This window comes from Staphylococcus sp. MZ3 (genome assembly GCF_018622755.1).
GTDB lineage: Bacteria > Bacillota > Bacilli > Staphylococcales > Staphylococcaceae > Staphylococcus > Staphylococcus aureus.
Map to the genome: position 1 here is coordinate 1,979,672 of NZ_CP076026.1, position 18,224 is coordinate 1,997,895.

Consider the following 18,224-nt stretch of genomic DNA (forward strand, 5'->3'; position numbering starts at 1 on the left):
CTAGTTTTCAATGTACAAATAATGGTGGAGACTAGCGGGATCGAACCGCTGACCTCCTGCGTGCAAAGCAGGCGCTCTCCCAGCTGAGCTAAGCCCCCAAATAGGTATTAAATTAATGGTGGGCCTAAGTGGACTCGAACCACCGACCTCACGCTTATCAGGCGTGCGCTCTAACCAGCTGAGCTATAGGCCCATTAATTTGAATGAACAAACATTCAAAACTGAATACAATATGTCACGTTATTCCGCATCTTCTGAAGAAGATGTTCCGAATATATCCTTAGAAAGGAGGTGATCCAGCCGCACCTTCCGATACGGCTACCTTGTTACGACTTCACCCCAATCATTTGTCCCACCTTCGACGGCTAGCTCCTAAAAGGTTACTCCACCGGCTTCGGGTGTTACAAACTCTCGTGGTGTGACGGGCGGTGTGTACAAGACCCGGGAACGTATTCACCGTAGCATGCTGATCTACGATTACTAGCGATTCCAGCTTCATGTAGTCGAGTTGCAGACTACAATCCGAACTGAGAACAACTTTATGGGATTTGCTTGACCTCACGGTTTCGCTGCCCTTTGTATTGTCCATTGTAGCACGTGTGTAGCCCAAATCATAAGGGGCATGATGATTTGACGTCATCCCCACCTTCCTCCGGTTTGTCACCGGCAGTCAACTTAGAGTGCCCAACTTAATGATGGCAACTAAGCTTAAGGGTTGCGCTCGTTGCGGGACTTAACCCAACATCTCACGACACGAGCTGACGACAACCATGCACCACCTGTCACTTTGTCCCCCGAAGGGGAAAGCTCTATCTCTAGAGTTGTCAAAGGATGTCAAGATTTGGTAAGGTTCTTCGCGTTGCTTCGAATTAAACCACATGCTCCACCGCTTGTGCGGGTCCCCGTCAATTCCTTTGAGTTTCAACCTTGCGGTCGTACTCCCCAGGCGGAGTGCTTAATGCGTTAGCTGCAGCACTAAGGGGCGGAAACCCCTAACACTTAGCACTCATCGTTTACGGCGTGGACTACCAGGGTATCTAATCCTGTTTGATCCCCACGCTTTCGCACATCAGCGTCAGTTACAGACCAGAAAGTCGCCTTCGCCACTGGTGTTCCTCCATATCTCTGCGCATTTCACCGCTACACATGGAATTCCACTTTCCTCTTCTGCACTCAAGTTTTCCAGTTTCCAATGACCCTCCACGGTTGAGCCGTGGGCTTTCACATCAGACTTAAAAACCGCCTACGCGCGCTTTACGCCCAATAATTCCGGATAACGCTTGCCACCTACGTATTACCGCGGCTGCTGGCACGTAGTTAGCCGTGGCTTTCTGATTAGGTACCGTCAAGATGTGCACAGTTACTTACACATATGTTCTTCCCTAATAACAGAGTTTTACGATCCGAAGACCTTCATCACTCACGCGGCGTTGCTCCGTCAGGCTTTCGCCCATTGCGGAAGATTCCCTACTGCTGCCTCCCGTAGGAGTCTGGACCGTGTCTCAGTTCCAGTGTGGCCGATCACCCTCTCAGGTCGGCTATGCATCGTTGCCTTGGTAAGCCGTTACCTTACCAACTAGCTAATGCAGCGCGGATCCATCTATAAGTGACAGCAAGACCGTCTTTCACTTTTGAACCATGCGGTTCAAAATATTATCCGGTATTAGCTCCGGTTTCCCGAAGTTATCCCAGTCTTATAGGTAGGTTATCCACGTGTTACTCACCCGTCCGCCGCTAACATCAGAGAAGCAAGCTTCTCGTCCGTTCGCTCGACTTGCATGTATTAGGCACGCCGCCAGCGTTCATCCTGAGCCAGGATCAAACTCTCCATAAAAATTATGATGTTTGATTAGCTCATAAATACTAAATAATGTTTGTAACTTATAGTTACGTTTTTGGAATTAACGTTGACATATTGTCATTCAGTTTTCAATATTCGTTTGTCACTTACAAGATTTAATTATAACTCGTAAGTTTTTGTAAGTCAAGAATTATTTTTAATTATTTTATTTCTAAAAAATAAATTTCCTAACTCAATTAATTCAACAAATATTATTTTATTATGTATTTGTTCGAATTTCAATAGTCAAATTTACACTTTATTAATATTTTAAATCAACAACTTAAAACATTTGTTTTTTAAATATTAGTGCCGTTTGACGACTTTTATATAATATCAAGTTATTCTAGTAGAGTCAACATAAAACAACACTTATTTTTGTTTAAAAATTACTGTTGAAGGGATTATTTTCTATTCGTAAGTACTATATGTATTTAAAGTGTAATTCCTTACGCTTTTTACTTCAGTTTTACAAACAAACTTATACTCACTTTATGGATAGTTATTTAGTAGACCCTCGTTTGAATATTTTTATGTTTATTTATAAAGGATACTAGTTATTAGTTAATACCACTTCCGTAGTTAGAATATTCTTTTCTTCAATTTAAATATTTTTCAGAATAAGCATAAAAAAGAAGTTAAACAACTTTCATGTCGTTTAACTTCTTAAATATTACGCTTACTTATATGAAGTAAGCTAACGCCTTTTTAATTTGTCATACTACCAAAGTTAAATTATTTATCTTGGCATTCTTTACAAACTCCATAAATTTCCATTCGATGATGTGTTACGTCAAAGTCAGTCATATGCTGAGCTAATCTTTCAATTTCATTTAACTGTGGATATTGAAAATCAACAATCTTACCACATTGTTCACATATAATATGATAATGATTATGTGTATTAAAGTCGAATCGACTTGATGAGTCTCCATATGTTAATTCTTTTACAATTCCAATATCTTTAAACACTCTTAAGTTATTATATATTGTCGCAACACTTATATTTGGAAAATCAGGTGAAAGTGCTTGATAAATTTCATCAGCTGTTGGATGAGTATGTGAAGAAATTAAATAACGTAATATTGCTTGTCTTTGAGGTGTAATTCTTACGCCTGCTTGTCGCAATGATGCAATTGATTCTTCTAGTTCATGTTCAATTGATTCTATTTCAACACTCATCTATATCACCATCTTTCTTATATAATAATTATTATTACTTACTATAAATATAACTGTAGTATTGCGCGCGTGTCAATATTTACATGATGATTTCATTTAATAGCCTTTTTTAGTATCCACTTCATTCTCAATTAGACCATTCTTATTGAGAAAATTAACTAGATTGTTTTTAAAAATATCTAATAAGTCATACTTTGCTTCATAATCATTACCAGTTATATGTGCTGTTATGGTTACATTTTCCAATTCATATAATTCATGATTAGGTTTCAAAGGTTCATTTTCCAACACATCTAAATATGCATGTCGAATAACTTTACTTTTTAATACTTCTATTAAGAGCGCTTCTTTAACTATGCTACCTCGTCCTATATTTATAAAAAGTGCTTCATCTTTCATTAATTCAAAATGTTTTTTCTTTAGTAAATGAATCGTTTCTTGCGTTTCTGGTAAAGCATTTATAATAATGTCAGCATTTGGTAATGTGCTTTCAAGTGATTCGATAGTATATATCTCGTCAAACTCATCTTTGTTCTGACCTGACTTGCTCAGACCAATTAAATTCATATTAAAAGCCTTTGCTAACTTCGCAGTTCTAGTAGCAATTGCACCTGTACCTAAAAATAAAACTGTTTGTCCTGATAGGCGTTTACCAGTTATTTTCGAATCATATATATGTTGTCGTTGGTTATCATATGATAGTTTCATCTTTTTATAATCATCTAAAATGAAAGCTAAAATGTATTCAGATAATTGTTTAGCTTGAACACCTTTTCCATTAGTTAAAAGTATGCCGTGATCTGCAATATAATCTAACGGTAATGTATTTACACCCGTTGCAAACCATGCAATCCATTTTAAATTCGGGCAACGTTGTAAAAATGCCTCATTGATACCGCCATCATAACCAACTAATATATCTAAATCAGCCAAGTCACTCTCAGGTATTTCTGATGCTTTTTTATAAAATTTAAAATCTAAATCTGAAAAGCGTTGTTGTAATTCAGTTTCAACTTCACGCATACGATTCAACCCAACAACTTTCATATATGTCACCCCAAAATGTTTTTAAGTTCTTCTATTTGTGTTTTAACCTTAACCTTCTCGATAACATCTAATACTTTACCTTGTTCATCTATTATAAAAGTCGTTCTTACAATGCCCATACTTTCTTTGCCAAATGATTTTTTCAACTGATATACGCCAGTTTCTTTAGCTAATTTAAAATCTTCATCTACTAATAAATCGAAATTCAATCCGTGTTTCTCAATAAAATTTTGGTGTTTTTTCTTTGAATCACCGCTTATACCATATACTGCAACATCTAAATCATTGAACATTTCTAAATTGTCTCTAAAGTCACAAGCTTCTGTGGTACAAGTAGGTGTATTATCTCTAGGATAAAAATATATAATCGCCTTTTTACCTTTTAATGTATCATTTGTAATGACAGTTCCGTCTTGATTTTCTAATTTAAATATTGGAAATTGTTCTCCTTTTTGCAACATATAATCACCTTTTTCTTCATTATAATAATTTTATGATACGATATTAGATGAAAATATTAAATTAAAAGAGGTTGATATAAATGAATTTTAGTGAAAGTGAACGTTTACAACAACTTTCAAACGAATATATTCTAGGCGGTGTCAATTCCCCTTCTCGTTCTTATAAAGCTGTAGGAGGCGGTGCACCTGTTGTTATGAAAGAAGGACACGGTGCATATTTATATGATGTCGATGGCAATAAATTTATTGATTACCTTCAAGCATACGGTCCAATTATTACGGGGCATGCACATCCTCATATTACTAAAGCAATTCAAGAACAAGCAGCCAAAGGTGTTTTATTTGGTACACCGACTGAACTAGAAATTGAATTCAGCAAAAAATTACGTGATGCAATTCCATCTCTTGAGAAAATTCGCTTTGTAAATTCTGGAACAGAAGCAGTCATGACAACAATTCGTGTTGCACGTGCATATACTAAAAGAAATAAAATTATAAAATTTGCTGGATCTTATCATGGCCATTCTGATTTAGTATTGGTTGCAGCAGGTAGTGGCCCATCTCAGCTCGGTTCTCCAGACTCAGCTGGTGTTCCAGAAAGCGTCGCACGTGAAGTCATTACTGTACCTTTCAATGATATTAACGCATATAAAGAAGCAATTGAATTTTGGGGTGATGAAATTGCCGCAGTATTAGTAGAACCAATTGTTGGTAACTTTGGAATGGTAATGCCTCAACCTGGATTTTTAGAAGAGGTTAATGAAATTTCGCATAACAATGGGACACTAGTGATTTATGATGAAGTAATTACTGCATTCCGTTTCCATTACGGTGCCGCTCAAGATTTATTAGGTGTTATCCCTGATTTAACTGCATTTGGTAAAATTGTTGGCGGTGGTTTACCAATTGGAGGCTATGGTGGACGTCAAGATATTATGGAACAAGTAGCACCTCTAGGACCTGCATATCAAGCTGGTACAATGGCTGGTAACCCGTTATCTATGAAAGCAGGTATTGCATTACTCGAAGTACTAGAACAAGACGGTGTTTATGAAAAATTAGACAGCTTAGGCCAACAACTAGAAGAAGGTTTACTTAAATTAATCGAAAAACATAATATCACAGCTACAATTAATCGTATTTATGGATCTTTAACATTGTACTTTACAGATGAAAAAGTCACACATTATGATCAAGTTGAACATTCTGACGGCGAAGCGTTCGGTAAATTTTTCAAATTAATGTTAAATCAAGGTATCAATTTAGCACCTTCTAAGTTTGAAGCTTGGTTCTTAACAACTGAACATACAGAAGAAGATATTCAACAAACTTTAAAAGCTGCAGACTATGCTTTTAGTCAAATGAAATAACTTTTAAGGAAGTATATTTTTAATTGAATTAAAATAAAACAAATGCTCACATAGTAGATTCATTTTATATCGTTAACTATTAACGTTTAACTTGATATGTCACTATGTGAGTTTTTATTTTACAAATTTATACTCTTTTAATCTCTGACTAAAGTTTTACATCGCTATCAGTATTATGTATGATTTATTTTAACAACTATAAATAAGCTTGAATTTTGTAACTAGTAAGTGTATAACAGTAATGAATACGAATATTAGATATTCAATAAACTTAAAAGGGGCGTCATTATTTTTGAGACTAGGAGCTCGGATTTTTAAAACTGGTATAGCCATTATTTTAGCTATGTCTATCGCTTCTTTACTACCGGATGATGTTGGTCTGAAAGCCTTAGCTGGTGTCAGTGCTGTTGTTGCAATGCAACCTAGTATTTATCGTTCATTTAAAACAGTTTCTGATCAGGCATTAGGTAACATTATAGGTGCCATACTTTCTGTTACAATGGTAACAATTTTTAGTGATAATTTTATCATTATGGGTGTTACCGTCATAGTACTTATTGCTATTTTATTTAAATTTAATTTAGCACATGTTGCTACTTTGGCGAGTGTAACAGCATTAATCATTATGGGACAACATACCGGTTCTTTCTATATTACCGCCTTTTACAGGTTTGTACTTGTAATGATTGGTGTCATAAGTTCATCTCTAGTTAACTTTGTGTTTCTACCACCTAAATTTGAAACAAAAATTTACTATAATTCATTAAATATATCCTCAGATATTTTTATGTGGTTTAAATTAGTATTAAATGATACGACGGAGTTTAATAATATTAAACAAGATAGTCATAATTTAAAACAACGTGTCGAAAAGTTAGAGAAAATTTATGATTACTATAGCGAAGAACGTCCTATTACAAAAAAACATATTCACCAACAGAATAGAAAGAAAATACTTTTCAGAGAAGTAGTTCAGACGACTAGACAAGCTTATGAAGTATTAAACAAATTGTCGCGTTATCAAAACGACTTATATTTACTTAATAACAATTTCCTATTACAAATCAAATTAGATTTAGATTCATTAACTGCTTTTCACGAGCAAATTTTAGCTAGCCTTTCTAAAAAAGCACGTTATAATGTGACACATGTTGATTATGAGTTAGATAATCCGCAGAAAAAAGATTTATTGTCTACATTTCAGCATGAGTTAATAAATCATCCTTATCAAACGGAATATTCGTTTGCCAATGTTATGCAAATTGTTGCAGCCATCGAAGAGTATCGACACCATTTAGAGCATTTAGACCGCATAAGAATTAGCTTTTTCACATATCATAGATCTGATGCAGACATTGAAATTGTTGAAGAAGACTTTGATTTATAACATTAAAAAAATTCCTATAATTAATTCCACAATGAGATAAAGTAATATTGAATCTCGAAATTAAATTTAAAAAAGCAGTAAGATTATTTTCAATTAAGAAAATCTCTTACTGCTTTTTCTTATGTTATGACCCCACCATCCTGTTACAAATTTTCTCTTCAAGATTGTACTGAAGTCAAACAACTAATACTTTATAAGTTTTGAATGCTATATAAATGCTCGTAAGCACCTTGTTTTGCAATCAATTCACGATGCGTACCTGTTTCAACAATATGTCCATTTTCAATTACGACAATTTTGTCAGCATGTGTAATAGTGGACAAGCGATGCGCTACGATAAGTGTCGTTCGATCTTTACTCAACACATCTAATGCTTCTTGAATAATGGATTCACTTTCTAAATCAAGTGCACTTGTTGCTTCATCCAAGATAAGAATTGGCGGATTATTTAAAAATATTCTAGCAATCGATAATCTTTGTTTTTGACCACCTGATAATTTAACACCTCGTTCACCTACTTCAGTGTCATATCCCTGTGGCAAGTTCATAATAAAGTCATGTGCATTAGCCATTTTCGCCGCTTCAACTACTTCTTCATCTGTTGCTGTTGGACGACCAAGTAAAATATTTTCCTTAACTGTATCAGAGAATAAAATATTATCCTGTTGCACCAATCCTATTTGATTTCTTAAACTTCCCGTTAAAAAATCTTTAATGTTGTGACCATCTATTAAAATTTGCCCAGAAGTTACATCGTAAAATCTCGGTATTAAGTTAATTAATGTTGATTTACCACCACCACTCATACCTACGAAAGCAACTGTTTCTCCTTTTTCAATACTCAAATTAATATCTTTTAAAATTGGAGCTTCGTTATCGTTATATTGAAAACTAACATGATCAATATCAATACGACCTTGTTTAATTTCAATAGGTTGAGCACCAACACCATTTTTGATGTCATAATCTTCATCAATTAATTGGAATACACGGTCCATTGAAGCAAAACTTTGCGTTAAAGTTGTAAATGATGCGACTAAACGACGTAAAGGCCCGAACAATAACTCCAAGTATCCAACAAATGCTGCAAGTGTACCTACTGTGATTGATCCAGAAATAGCAAGATATGCACCAACACCGATGACAATAATTGGTCCAATATCTGTAACTGTATTAATTGCGGCAAAGGAATAGGCATTCCATCTTGTATGTTTCAACGCACGTGTTAAGAAATTAGTATTCTTTTTATCAAAGTTTTTCGCTTCATTGTCTTCAATCGCAAAACTTTTAACGACTGAAATACCTTGAACACGTTCATGCAAGAATCCTTGAACCTCAGCTAATGCTTGAGATCTTTCACGTGTCAATTTTCTTAATCTTCCAAAGAAAACGTACACCGTTAAAATGTAAAATGGGAAGATAAACAGTGCTGCTAAAGTCAATTTCACATCTAAAAAGAACATTATGGATAATGCAATAATAATTGTTATACAATCTAACCAAATATTCATTAACCCAGTTAAAATGAAATCTTTTGTTTGTTCAACATCATTAATCACTCTAGATATTACTTGACCTACTTGATTATTAGCATAAAATCTCGCACTTAAAGCTTGTAAATGGTTGTATAACTTTTTACGTATATCATACAATATTTTATTACTTGTCCATTGCGCCAAATATTGACGTATAAATTCAATTGGTGGTCTCACTATTACAAAAATAAATAATGCGATACCAATGGCAATAGTTAAATGATGAACTTTTTCATCAGTCGTTAATGCGTGGTTATTAATCACGCCATCTATTGCATATTTAATTAAAAGTGGTATAAGCATTGGTATACCAAACTTAATTATCCCAACAATAATCGTTGCAAAAATACGATATTTGTATGGCTTAACAAATTGCAAATATCGTTTAATCATACAATCCCCCCTAATCTATTGCCCTATCCTATTCATAAGCATAAAAATGAATAGAGGTTGGATACATAATTTGTAGATGTAAATTCTTCTTACAATTTACATTTTTAAAATTAAGATATCTCAACCTCTGTCATATTCATTTGATTAAATACGTTGTCTTATTCGTATGTTATATTCTATTCAATTTAATCTATGGATACTGTGTCCCCACACGACAGCAAAAGTTATCATACTTCTTTACATCACTAAGTCAATATAAATGATTTAATCAGTATTTACACTTTATTTGCTTAATACTGTCTAATTTTTTTGTAACGTTCTTTCCAAACTTTGATAAAATCTGGCGCGAATGGGCCCTTCTTCTGTTCTATCCATTGTTGAAGAATGTCCACGTTGCGTCTTAAAATAATATCAATATCATGCGGATAATTCATTTGATTCATATGTTGTTCATATTCATCTTCATCTAATAAATGATACTTTCCGTTTGGATATACTTTAATATCTAAATCATAGTCTATATATTTTAATGCCTCTTCATCACAAACAAATGGTGATGACAAATTGCAATAGTAATAAATTCCATCTTCTCTAAACATGCAGATAACATTAAACCAATATTCTGAGTGAAAGTAAACAATTGCCGGTTCACGTGTTATCCAAGTTCTTCCGTCACTTTCAGTCACTAACGTATGATCATTGCCACCAATGACAACATGATCAGTACCCTTTAATATTGTTGTTTCAGACCAAACGCGATGAATCTTACCATCATGTTTATAACTCTGAATTTTAATGTTTTCCCCTTCTTTAGGTATGGATTCTCTGACCATACTCCACACCACCTTCTGTTAATTTAACCATTATAAATTATAGCATATTTCAGAAATAGTATTATATAAATACATATTTTTACGAAATAAGATTTTACTACTTAATGATTAAACTCGGTAATATTGCTAAGTACTACAACAGAGATTTACATGTCCCATTTAAAGTATATAAAATCATCACTTTTATAAATCAACACTTTAACTTTTTGACATTGTTATCCTATGAGATTTAAAGATATCATTTATACATTTTTAAAATTAATGTCACTATGTTTTCCGATAATATTACCAATCATCGAATGTTACCCATTTATAAATTGATAAATCTTTGACATAGGTACAGGGAATGTATATTGGTCTCGATCACTTAAATCAAACCAAATCATGTCATCTGGTAATGTTTCAATGTTAATTGCTCCTGAAACGGCGTATACTTTAATCTTCCATGTTAAATGAGTAAATTGATGCTTCAACTCAAAAATAGGTGTTTCTACTGGTTGAATGTCATGACCGATTTTTTCAGTCATTTTACGTCTAGCATGCTCACTTTCAAACATAGGAAATTGCCACATACCATGCAATAATTTTTCGCTACGCTTTTGCAACAGATATTGACCTTGATTATTTCTAATTAAAAAGACGGATTGCTCAATTACTTTTTTACTTACATTTTTAGATTTAACAGGTAACTTTTCAAATGTACCTTTATCAAATGCCTCACAGTTTTCTTGAACTGGACAAAATAAGCATAATGGATTTTTTGGTGTACAAATTAATGCCCCTAATTCCATCATAGCTTGATTAAACGTTCCAGCTTCTGTAGTAACATACGGTAACAATTCTTGTTCGTACGATTTCCTCGTCGATTGTAATTTAATATCTCGATAGTCATCATTCAATCTAGACCATACTCGAAAAACATTTCCGTCTACAGTTGCTAGTGGTACATTATATGCAATGCTCATTACTGCAGCTTGTGTGTATGGGCCAACACCTTTTAACGCTTTAAATTGATCAGGATCTTTGGGAACTAAGCCTTCATATTTATCATAAACTTCTTTAATCGCCGTATGAAAATTTCGAGCTCTACTATAATATCCTAAGCCTTCCCAATACTTTAACACTTCATCTTCCGAAGCTTGACTCAAAACTTCCACAGTTGGAAATCGTTCAACAAAACGATGATAATAGTCAATAACTGTTTTAACTTGTGTCTGTTGTAACATGACCTCACTTAACCAAATATAGTACGGATTGGTCGTTTGTCGCCATGGCATTTCTCTTTGATTTTCATCAAACCAGTGTATCAAATTTTCTTTAAAACTAGACTGCTGATACATTTATAAAACCCTTTCCTCACCAAAATTAATTGTCTTTACTCATAATGTTTTTATTGTACATTAAAATCATGGTTAGTATGTAAGTTAATTTAGTTATTTGCGAAATTGGATTATAATAGTATATATAATATTATGAAATGAGTGAACTGATATGGACACTGCAACACATATCGCAATTGGGGTGGGCCTTACAGCACTTGCAACTCAAGATCCAGCAATGGCTTCTACGTTTGGTGCAACAGCTACAACCCTTATCGTTGGTTCATTAATTCCTGATGGGGATACTGTTCTTAAATTAAAGGACAATGCAACATATATTTCGCATCATAGAGGTATCACGCATTCCATCCCTTTCACAATACTATGGCCAATTTTAATTACATTTTTAATATTCACGTTCTTTAGTGGAACCAACCCATTTCATGTATGGATGTGGGCTCAGCTCGCAGTATTTTTACATGTCTTTGTAGATATATTCAATTCTTATGGTACACAAGCACTTAGACCTATCACAAACAAATGGATTCAATTAAGTGTGATTAACACATTTGACCCTATTATTTTCACAGTTCTTTGTATTGGTATTGTATTATGGGTTATAGGCTTGCATCCATTTGCAGTCTTCTTTCCTATAATCGCTTTACTAATCATTTATTACATGATTCGTTTTAAAATGAGAGCCGTAATTAAGCAACAAGCTTTAAAAGCAATTCAACAAGAGCATCACCCTGTTAAAGTATTTGTTGCGCCAACAATAAAATTTATGGAATGGCGTGTCGCGATACAAACTGATGCACATGACTATGTTGGAAAAGCATATGGTAGGAATGTGGTGTTTAGTGATAAAGTGGAACGTCAAACATTATCAACAGACTCCATTTTATGGAAAGTCAAAGGTAATAAAGATATACGTACTTTTTTAAACTTTTCATCAATCTATCGTTGGCAAACAACAACGTTAGCAGATGGTTCTACTGAAATTCGTTTGATTGATTTGCGTTATTTAAAAAATGATCATTATTCATTTGTGGCAATTGCACATGTAACAAACGATAATGTCATAGACCACTCTTATATTGGCTGGGTATTTACAGAAGATAAGTTACAACGTAAACTGTATGCTAAATAATTTCAAGTTATTATTCACTAAAGTTAATCTATAAAAAATGAACAACCGGGCAGAATGAAAATCAAAACGATTTTTACTCTGTCCGGTTTTTTAATGTAAAACTATGAATGCTTTTACAAAATCTAAAATTTATATTGTTGCTAACAAACTACCTTTAATGACTCGAAATATCAAAATCAGTATAGGAAAACAATATCTAGATGATATTCTAATTGTTTCTGATTCTCACAGATTAATTTACACAACAGGTCAGCTAAACATCATGAAGAAGTATCCGCCTCGTCTGTACTATCATTTGAAACATCCTGTTGATTATCAGTTTGTGTCACTTTAGATGTTTTATTATAAATTGCGTGTGTCGTATACCTTGCTAATACGAAATTTACTGCAGCTATTAAACATAAGAATAAAATAAAGTAAAAATGATATGGAATGTTTTCCATACTTGATATACCAAATATGATAGATTGTGCTATACCATTAACAATGTAATACATTGGATTTAGCATTAGGATGTGATTGATAAATACATGATTTGGATTTGGTATGAAAATAATTGGTAACAATAAGAAACACAATACACAAACCCCATAAAATATGATATTTATTTTTTCAGTTAACAGTCGAATAAGACCAAAAGTAACGGATATTAATCCTACAAAAATAGTTGCCATCACAATAAAATAGAATAGCGCTATATATGATGTTTCGAAGTTTACTGGTTTAACCAATGCACTAATCATCGTCAAAATGACTAGCATAATAAAACTTAAAATAGACATAATAACTACTGGCGTCGCTGCGGAAATATTAAATAACTTAGTAACTAAAAAGTCATTCATATAATGATGATAAGAGATATAAATTGTGAACATCACTACCGCAAAAACAATCAATGCAATAATTCTAAATAACCATCGCACCTCTTTAACATCGGTCAAATGACTAAAGGAAAATAGCGTTTCACTTGCAATAATAAGTATTAAACATGCAGCTAATACGATTAGAAAACTTTTCCAACTTTGTTTTAAACGTTCTGTTACATACCTTTTAGTATGCGGTAAGTTTTTAAAATATAAAATAATATTATCTAGCATCTTTACACCTACAATTCAATATAAATCCATTTGTCTTCTTTCAAATTGGCAATACAATATCCATTCCCAACTTTAGTAATCCAAATGTTATTGTTAATATTAAACTTATCTTTTAATTCTTTTTTATCTACAATTGGATAAACAAAACCGTATAACTGATTATTATCATTGAAAAGTAATTGTATCGGTTGTTGTGTAACGGATGCAACGAAACGGTTATCATCATCAGGAACTAAAGTTTTTATAACTGAACTATGCTTTTTATGTAATTGACTGTTAAAGTATGCATAGTAATTACTATAATTTGATTTCATATATGGCGCTAATTTTTTAAAACTATGCGTTTGATATAAACCTGCCGGGTTAAAATATTCTAATTTATCTTTACTAACATAGTAAGTCTTATTATCGGCGGTAACACGATAATTTTTACTATTTTCGCCAGTAATTGTAACTACACTATATTTTGGAATTGTGACTTGTTTATCCCCTTGCATATCCACACTGCCATTAAAAGCAATTCCATAAGCTAACTTTTCGCCATATGGATCTTTATTTTCATTTTGCATCGTAGCACGATTCGTAAAATCTGTTATCGAAATAATTCCTATATTATTGAAAATGAGCAACATCATCAATGCTAAGCCTAAAATAGTACCTGAGGCTAAAGTCCAAAAACGCACTAAAAACTTAGGCGGTTTTGCATGATTATAGCGCTCAACGCGTTTGAAATTATAGGTCATCTCTGGTATTCTTGTACGATTCTTTTTCCAATCTAAATCAAAGTTTTCAATTTCTTCTTTTGAGTTTAAACTTAATCGATCACGTTCATGTTCTTTAAAAGATGGAATAACTTGTTTAAGTGACCCTTCCATTCTTAATTGACCATGTGAAAACCAAGCTATATAGTTACTCACTTGTGAAATTTTATCAATATCATCACCAATTGACACAATCGTTAAATTATTTTCAATATAATCATTTGTTAATTCAATCGCACGTTCCATAAATTGTGGTGTTAAATAGTCAATAACATGATTTAAAATAATAATATTTGATTTTGATGAGCGTGCAATACTTAATAGTAATTGAGCGTATGCCGCTTTCGAAATATGGTTAACCGGCTTCGTTTTATAATCGCCTAAATGTGCATATTGAATAATCTGTTCAGCTTTATGATCATTAATTTCATATGGAAATAGTTGAACTAACTGCGCTGTGTAAGCTTCAACAGTTTGATGAATTAACGATTGATCTTCAATATATCCGTAGAACAAATCTTCAGTACAAACTACTTTACCTTTATCAGGTTTAATTGCACCTGCCAACAATTGACCTACCAACGCTTTGGAAGATTCAGGTTCACCAATTATACCTAATGCTTCTCCTTGATAAATATGTAAACTAATATTGTTTAAATCGATATCTTCAGCATCATATCCAAAAGGTAAATACCATTTCTTATTCTGTTTATTCCTATAGTAGTGTGTTACTTTTAGTAACTTTAAAACAATTGAACTTCCCATCTATTTTCATCCTTCTATAATTGTAATAACGCTATAGGTAAGCCTTCTTCGGGTTCATCGCTATTAAATCTAAACCCCCACGCAAAAATACCTTTTAATCTTTCTACTTTAAAATATTGATTACTGCCATCAGTCAGTTTATAAATTTTACCAATTTCTATCTTTTTTCTATCTACTAAGTAACTTTCGGCAACAATTACTTTACTTTGATAAACGTCATATTCATTTAAAATACCATTCATCTCAGCTTTTCTCATTTTCTCTTTATAAAGTTGTATTTCGTGTCTTAATTCTGGCTCAGACATCTCACTCAATTTCTTCTGTTCCATCGGCAATACCACTTTCTTCTAATTTAGCTTTAATTTTATCATATTTATATCCTTTTCTCATAAGGCCTTCGATAGTTTTTGAAATTAATTTCTGTTGCGTGTACTTCTTTCGATTTTTATTATAAATTTTTTCTAAATCTCGTTGTAATAAATCGTCTAAAACCGCTTCATCTTGTGTAAAATCCATTTCATTCAATACAGCATGAATGGTTTCCATTTCAAACCCTTTTTGAATTAAAGATTGCATTACTTTTTCTTTAACCTTATTTTGTGGCCCTTTTTTTGTTTTAGATATTTTTTCAGCAATTTGGATAATATCATCAAGTTCCTGTTGTTCTCTATAAAGTTCTGTAAATATTTCAATGATATTTGGTTCTATACCAAGTTGATATAGTTTTTGTTGATAAATTTTAGGTCCTTTATCTGTCGTGCGAATCATTGTATTTTTTAAACTTTCCGCATAATCTTGATGGTCGATTAACTTTTCGCGATAACAATATTCAATCACTTCAGAAATCGCTTGCTCTGATATCTCTTCTTTTTGTAAATATTGTATAACTTCTTTTTCAGTTCTCTTTTTATATGATAAATATTGGATTGCTTTGTTTAAACCTATGCGATAATGATCATACTTTTGAATCTCTGCCATGTCAGCAGCTTCAAGTTGTTGCCCTTTTTTTAAATTAAATTTGACTAATGTATCGATATCTATACCCATTTCAAATTGTTCGTCTAAAAAAAGATTAAAACGTTCTTTGTTTTTCTTTTGAACTTCTATTTTAGTAATCTTCGGCACTGGATCACCCCGTTACTTTCTCAAGTTTTAATACAATACTCTTTTATTATTCAATAAGCCACTTCCTATAGCAAATGTTTAACTTTAAATATTTTTCGATGCTAACAAAAAATCACACTATCATCTTTTAAAATGAAAGTGTGATTACAAGCAAATCTGTAAAATTTATAAAGCAGAAACAATTCAACCTTATCATTATGACATTTCAATTAAACCTTCTACATTATAGTTCCAAGCATCCTACACATGAATGCAAGTATTTAACGATTTAATTGTGACATAGCCTGTTGATATTGTGTTTCATTGATATAATTTTGTTGCTTCATTTTTTCTAAGTTCGTGCTTACACGTTGCGTAAAATTCTCTGACATATTATTGATATTATATACGCTAGGTGCATTGACTTTACTAGCTAAAATAGCGCTTTGTAAAACTGTTATGTGAGACATTGTTGTACTATTTTTATTCACGGTTGTTCCAAAGTAATGGTTTGCTGCGCCCTCAAGCGTATATTGATTATCCCCAAAGTAAATATTATTTAAATAAAAGCTTAAAATTTCGTTTTTATTATATTGTTTTTCAACTCGATGAGCTACAAATAATTCTTTTACTTTTCTAGTAAATGAACGATCATTATCATAAAAATAATTTTTGACAACTTGTTGTGTAATGGTACTACCACCTTGCACATCTCTGTCGCTAATCGTTGAAAATAAAGCTCTAGTTGTACCTTTCAAATCGAATCCATGATGATTGTAGAATCGTTCATCTTCCATTGAAATAAAGGCACCTTTAACATACTCTGGCATGTTATCAGCTGACACAAAACTACTTTTATTTTCAATTTTTCTTAGTTCATCCACATTATCGCGTGTAGATAAAAAATACATGATACCAATAAACAATGCGATAATGATTAGAATGGTTAATAATATTTTTAATAGTATTCGTTTACTTTTTTTCTTTTTCGGCGGTTTGCCAACTGGTTGATAATACGTATTATAGTGAGGTTCGTGTTTCATATGCTCAAAATGTTCATTTGAGTTTGAGTACCTATCGCTTCTTTTCATGCGTTTGCTCCTTCTTTTAAAACTCACTTAGTATATACCTTGAGTTTACCAGTACTATCACAAATAGGCTACACTTTTTGAGAAAATCAGTCCAAGGGCTTACAATCGTATACGCCATCATACTTACTTTTTTGTTTTTTGAAAAAATTATAGATAAATCATTGCAATTTTAAATATTAATCATGTCAAATATTGTTATATTTTATAAAAATAAAAGACCATCCCTATTAAATGCCAATAGAGACGACCTTTTATTTGTTATTCATTTATTAAAACTAAAATCCATATTTCATTTCAAACGAAAATATATAAATTTTAACAATCGATAACCACAATACTTCTATTGTAATTGTTTAACGATTTCTCGATTAAAATCATCTAAATCGTCTGGTACTCGACTTGTTACAATATTGTTGTCTACAACTACTGACTCATCAACTACATGTGCGCCTGCATTTGATAAATCTTTGCGTACATTTAATACTGCTGTTAACGTACGACCTTTTAAATCGTCTGTATCTATTAGTATTTGTGGCCCATGACAAATGGCAAATGTTGGTACATCATTTTTAGTAAAGTATTTAGCAAATGTGCCATATCGACCTTCTGTATCTCCACGTAAATGATCTGGTGAAAATCCTCCAGGAATTAATAATGCATCATAATCTTCTGGTTTAGCTTCTGCAATGCCTACATCGACAGTAACTTTTTCACCGTGTTTACCAACAACTTCACTATTTGCAGTATCTCCAATCACTACAGTATTAAAGCCTGCATTCTCTAATGCCTCTTTAGGGCTTGAATATTCTATATCTTCAAATTCGTTTGCTAGAATAATTGCTACTTTTTTAGTCATTGAAAATCACCTTTCTATATATCATTGATATAA

Annotated in this window: 15 protein-coding genes, 2 tRNA genes, 1 rRNA gene and 1 pseudogene; 3 read left to right on the top strand and 16 right to left on the bottom strand. The window is 32.6% G+C overall.

What is annotated here, in order from left to right:
- Positions 1 to 22: 22 nt before the first annotated feature.
- From KI230_RS09655 to bcp, 6 genes are all read right to left on the bottom strand, one after another.
- Positions 23 to 98 (bottom strand) — tRNA-Ala (locus KI230_RS09655).
- A gap of 18 nt (positions 99 to 116) precedes the next feature.
- Positions 117 to 193: transfer RNA gene (locus KI230_RS09660), tRNA-Ile, on the bottom strand.
- 91 nt (positions 194 to 284) lie between these two features.
- A 16S ribosomal RNA gene (locus KI230_RS09665) occupies positions 285 to 1,834 on the bottom strand.
- A gap of 741 nt (positions 1,835 to 2,575) precedes the next feature.
- Positions 2,576 to 3,022 (bottom strand): peroxide-responsive transcriptional repressor PerR, encoded by a 447-nt coding sequence (perR, locus tag KI230_RS09670; RefSeq protein ID WP_000110011.1) that lies wholly within the window; start codon positions 3,020 to 3,022, stop codon positions 2,576 to 2,578.
- Positions 3,023 to 3,118: 96 nt separating this feature from the next.
- Complete coding sequence (locus KI230_RS09675; RefSeq protein WP_045176936.1) at positions 3,119 to 4,069, bottom strand: phosphoglycerate dehydrogenase; 951 nt, start codon at positions 4,067 to 4,069, stop codon at positions 3,119 to 3,121.
- Between the two features lie 5 nt (positions 4,070 to 4,074).
- Complete coding sequence (bcp, locus tag KI230_RS09680; protein WP_000939521.1) at positions 4,075 to 4,530, bottom strand: thioredoxin-dependent thiol peroxidase; 456 nt, start codon at positions 4,528 to 4,530, stop codon at positions 4,075 to 4,077.
- A gap of 80 nt (positions 4,531 to 4,610) precedes the next feature.
- Here bcp and KI230_RS09685 point away from each other — a divergent pair, with 80 nt between their 5' ends.
- Both KI230_RS09685 and KI230_RS09690 read left to right on the top strand, forming a co-directional pair.
- A complete protein-coding gene (locus KI230_RS09685; protein WP_001011599.1) occupies positions 4,611 to 5,900 on the top strand; it encodes a glutamate-1-semialdehyde 2,1-aminomutase in 1,290 nt (429 codons plus the stop codon).
- A 292-nt stretch (positions 5,901 to 6,192) separates the two neighbouring features.
- Positions 6,193 to 7,287 carry an FUSC family protein gene (locus tag KI230_RS09690; RefSeq protein ID WP_001236371.1) on the top strand — a complete coding sequence of 365 codons (1,095 nt, stop codon included), beginning with the start codon at positions 6,193 to 6,195 and terminating at the stop codon, positions 7,285 to 7,287.
- Positions 7,288 to 7,376: 89 nt separating this feature from the next.
- On the opposite strand, the pseudogene KI230_RS09695 reads toward KI230_RS09690, so the two are convergent.
- The 4 genes and pseudogenes from KI230_RS09695 to mutY form a co-directional block, all read right to left on the bottom strand.
- Positions 7,377 to 7,470 (bottom strand): annotated as a pseudogene (locus KI230_RS09695) (hypothetical protein).
- An 8-nt stretch (positions 7,471 to 7,478) separates the two neighbouring features.
- Entirely contained in the window at positions 7,479 to 9,215 is a 1,737-nt protein-coding gene (locus tag KI230_RS09700; protein WP_000597238.1) for an SAV1866 family putative multidrug efflux ABC transporter, read from the bottom strand.
- Between the two features lie 290 nt (positions 9,216 to 9,505).
- The gene (ntdP, locus tag KI230_RS09705) at positions 9,506 to 10,048 is read right to left on the bottom strand and encodes a nucleoside tri-diphosphate phosphatase (RefSeq protein WP_000251253.1); all 543 of its coding nucleotides are present in this window, start codon (positions 10,046 to 10,048) and stop codon (positions 9,506 to 9,508) included.
- Between the two features lie 302 nt (positions 10,049 to 10,350).
- The gene (gene mutY / locus KI230_RS09710) at positions 10,351 to 11,388 is read right to left on the bottom strand and encodes an A/G-specific adenine glycosylase (RefSeq protein WP_000284766.1); all 1,038 of its coding nucleotides are present in this window, start codon (positions 11,386 to 11,388) and stop codon (positions 10,351 to 10,353) included.
- Positions 11,389 to 11,539: 151 nt separating this feature from the next.
- Here mutY and KI230_RS09715 point away from each other — a divergent pair, with 151 nt between their 5' ends.
- On the top strand, positions 11,540 to 12,517 hold the full coding sequence (locus KI230_RS09715) for a metal-dependent hydrolase (protein ID WP_000379098.1): 978 nt from the start codon (positions 11,540 to 11,542) through the stop codon (positions 12,515 to 12,517).
- A gap of 260 nt (positions 12,518 to 12,777) precedes the next feature.
- Here the strand turns inward: KI230_RS09715 and KI230_RS09720 are convergent, their stop codons facing one another.
- The 6 genes from KI230_RS09720 to KI230_RS09745 all read right to left on the bottom strand — a co-directional run bounded on the left by KI230_RS09720 (position 12,778) and on the right by KI230_RS09745 (position 18,191).
- The gene (locus KI230_RS09720; protein ID WP_000886465.1) at positions 12,778 to 13,614 is read right to left on the bottom strand and encodes a membrane protein; all 837 of its coding nucleotides are present in this window, start codon (positions 13,612 to 13,614) and stop codon (positions 12,778 to 12,780) included.
- Positions 13,615 to 13,622: 8 nt separating this feature from the next.
- Positions 13,623 to 15,140: an ABC transporter ATP-binding protein gene (locus KI230_RS09725; protein WP_000535834.1), complete on the bottom strand. Its 1,518-nt coding sequence runs from the start codon at positions 15,138 to 15,140 to the stop codon at positions 13,623 to 13,625.
- 14 nt (positions 15,141 to 15,154) lie between these two features.
- Positions 15,155 to 15,469 (bottom strand): YfhH family protein, encoded by a 315-nt coding sequence (locus tag KI230_RS09730; protein WP_000435806.1) that lies wholly within the window; start codon positions 15,467 to 15,469, stop codon positions 15,155 to 15,157.
- Positions 15,447 to 16,265: a recombination regulator RecX gene (recX, locus tag KI230_RS09735; RefSeq protein WP_001124419.1), complete on the bottom strand. Its 819-nt coding sequence runs from the start codon at positions 16,263 to 16,265 to the stop codon at positions 15,447 to 15,449. The genes KI230_RS09730 and recX overlap by 23 nt, the downstream gene beginning before the upstream one ends.
- Before the next feature lie 260 nt (positions 16,266 to 16,525).
- The gene (gene sgtB / locus KI230_RS09740; RefSeq protein WP_000830380.1) at positions 16,526 to 17,335 is read right to left on the bottom strand and encodes a monofunctional peptidoglycan glycosyltransferase SgtB; all 810 of its coding nucleotides are present in this window, start codon (positions 17,333 to 17,335) and stop codon (positions 16,526 to 16,528) included.
- A gap of 340 nt (positions 17,336 to 17,675) precedes the next feature.
- Complete coding sequence (locus tag KI230_RS09745) at positions 17,676 to 18,191, bottom strand: type 1 glutamine amidotransferase domain-containing protein (RefSeq protein ID WP_000163283.1); 516 nt, start codon at positions 18,189 to 18,191, stop codon at positions 17,676 to 17,678.
- Positions 18,192 to 18,224: the final 33 nt, after the last annotated feature.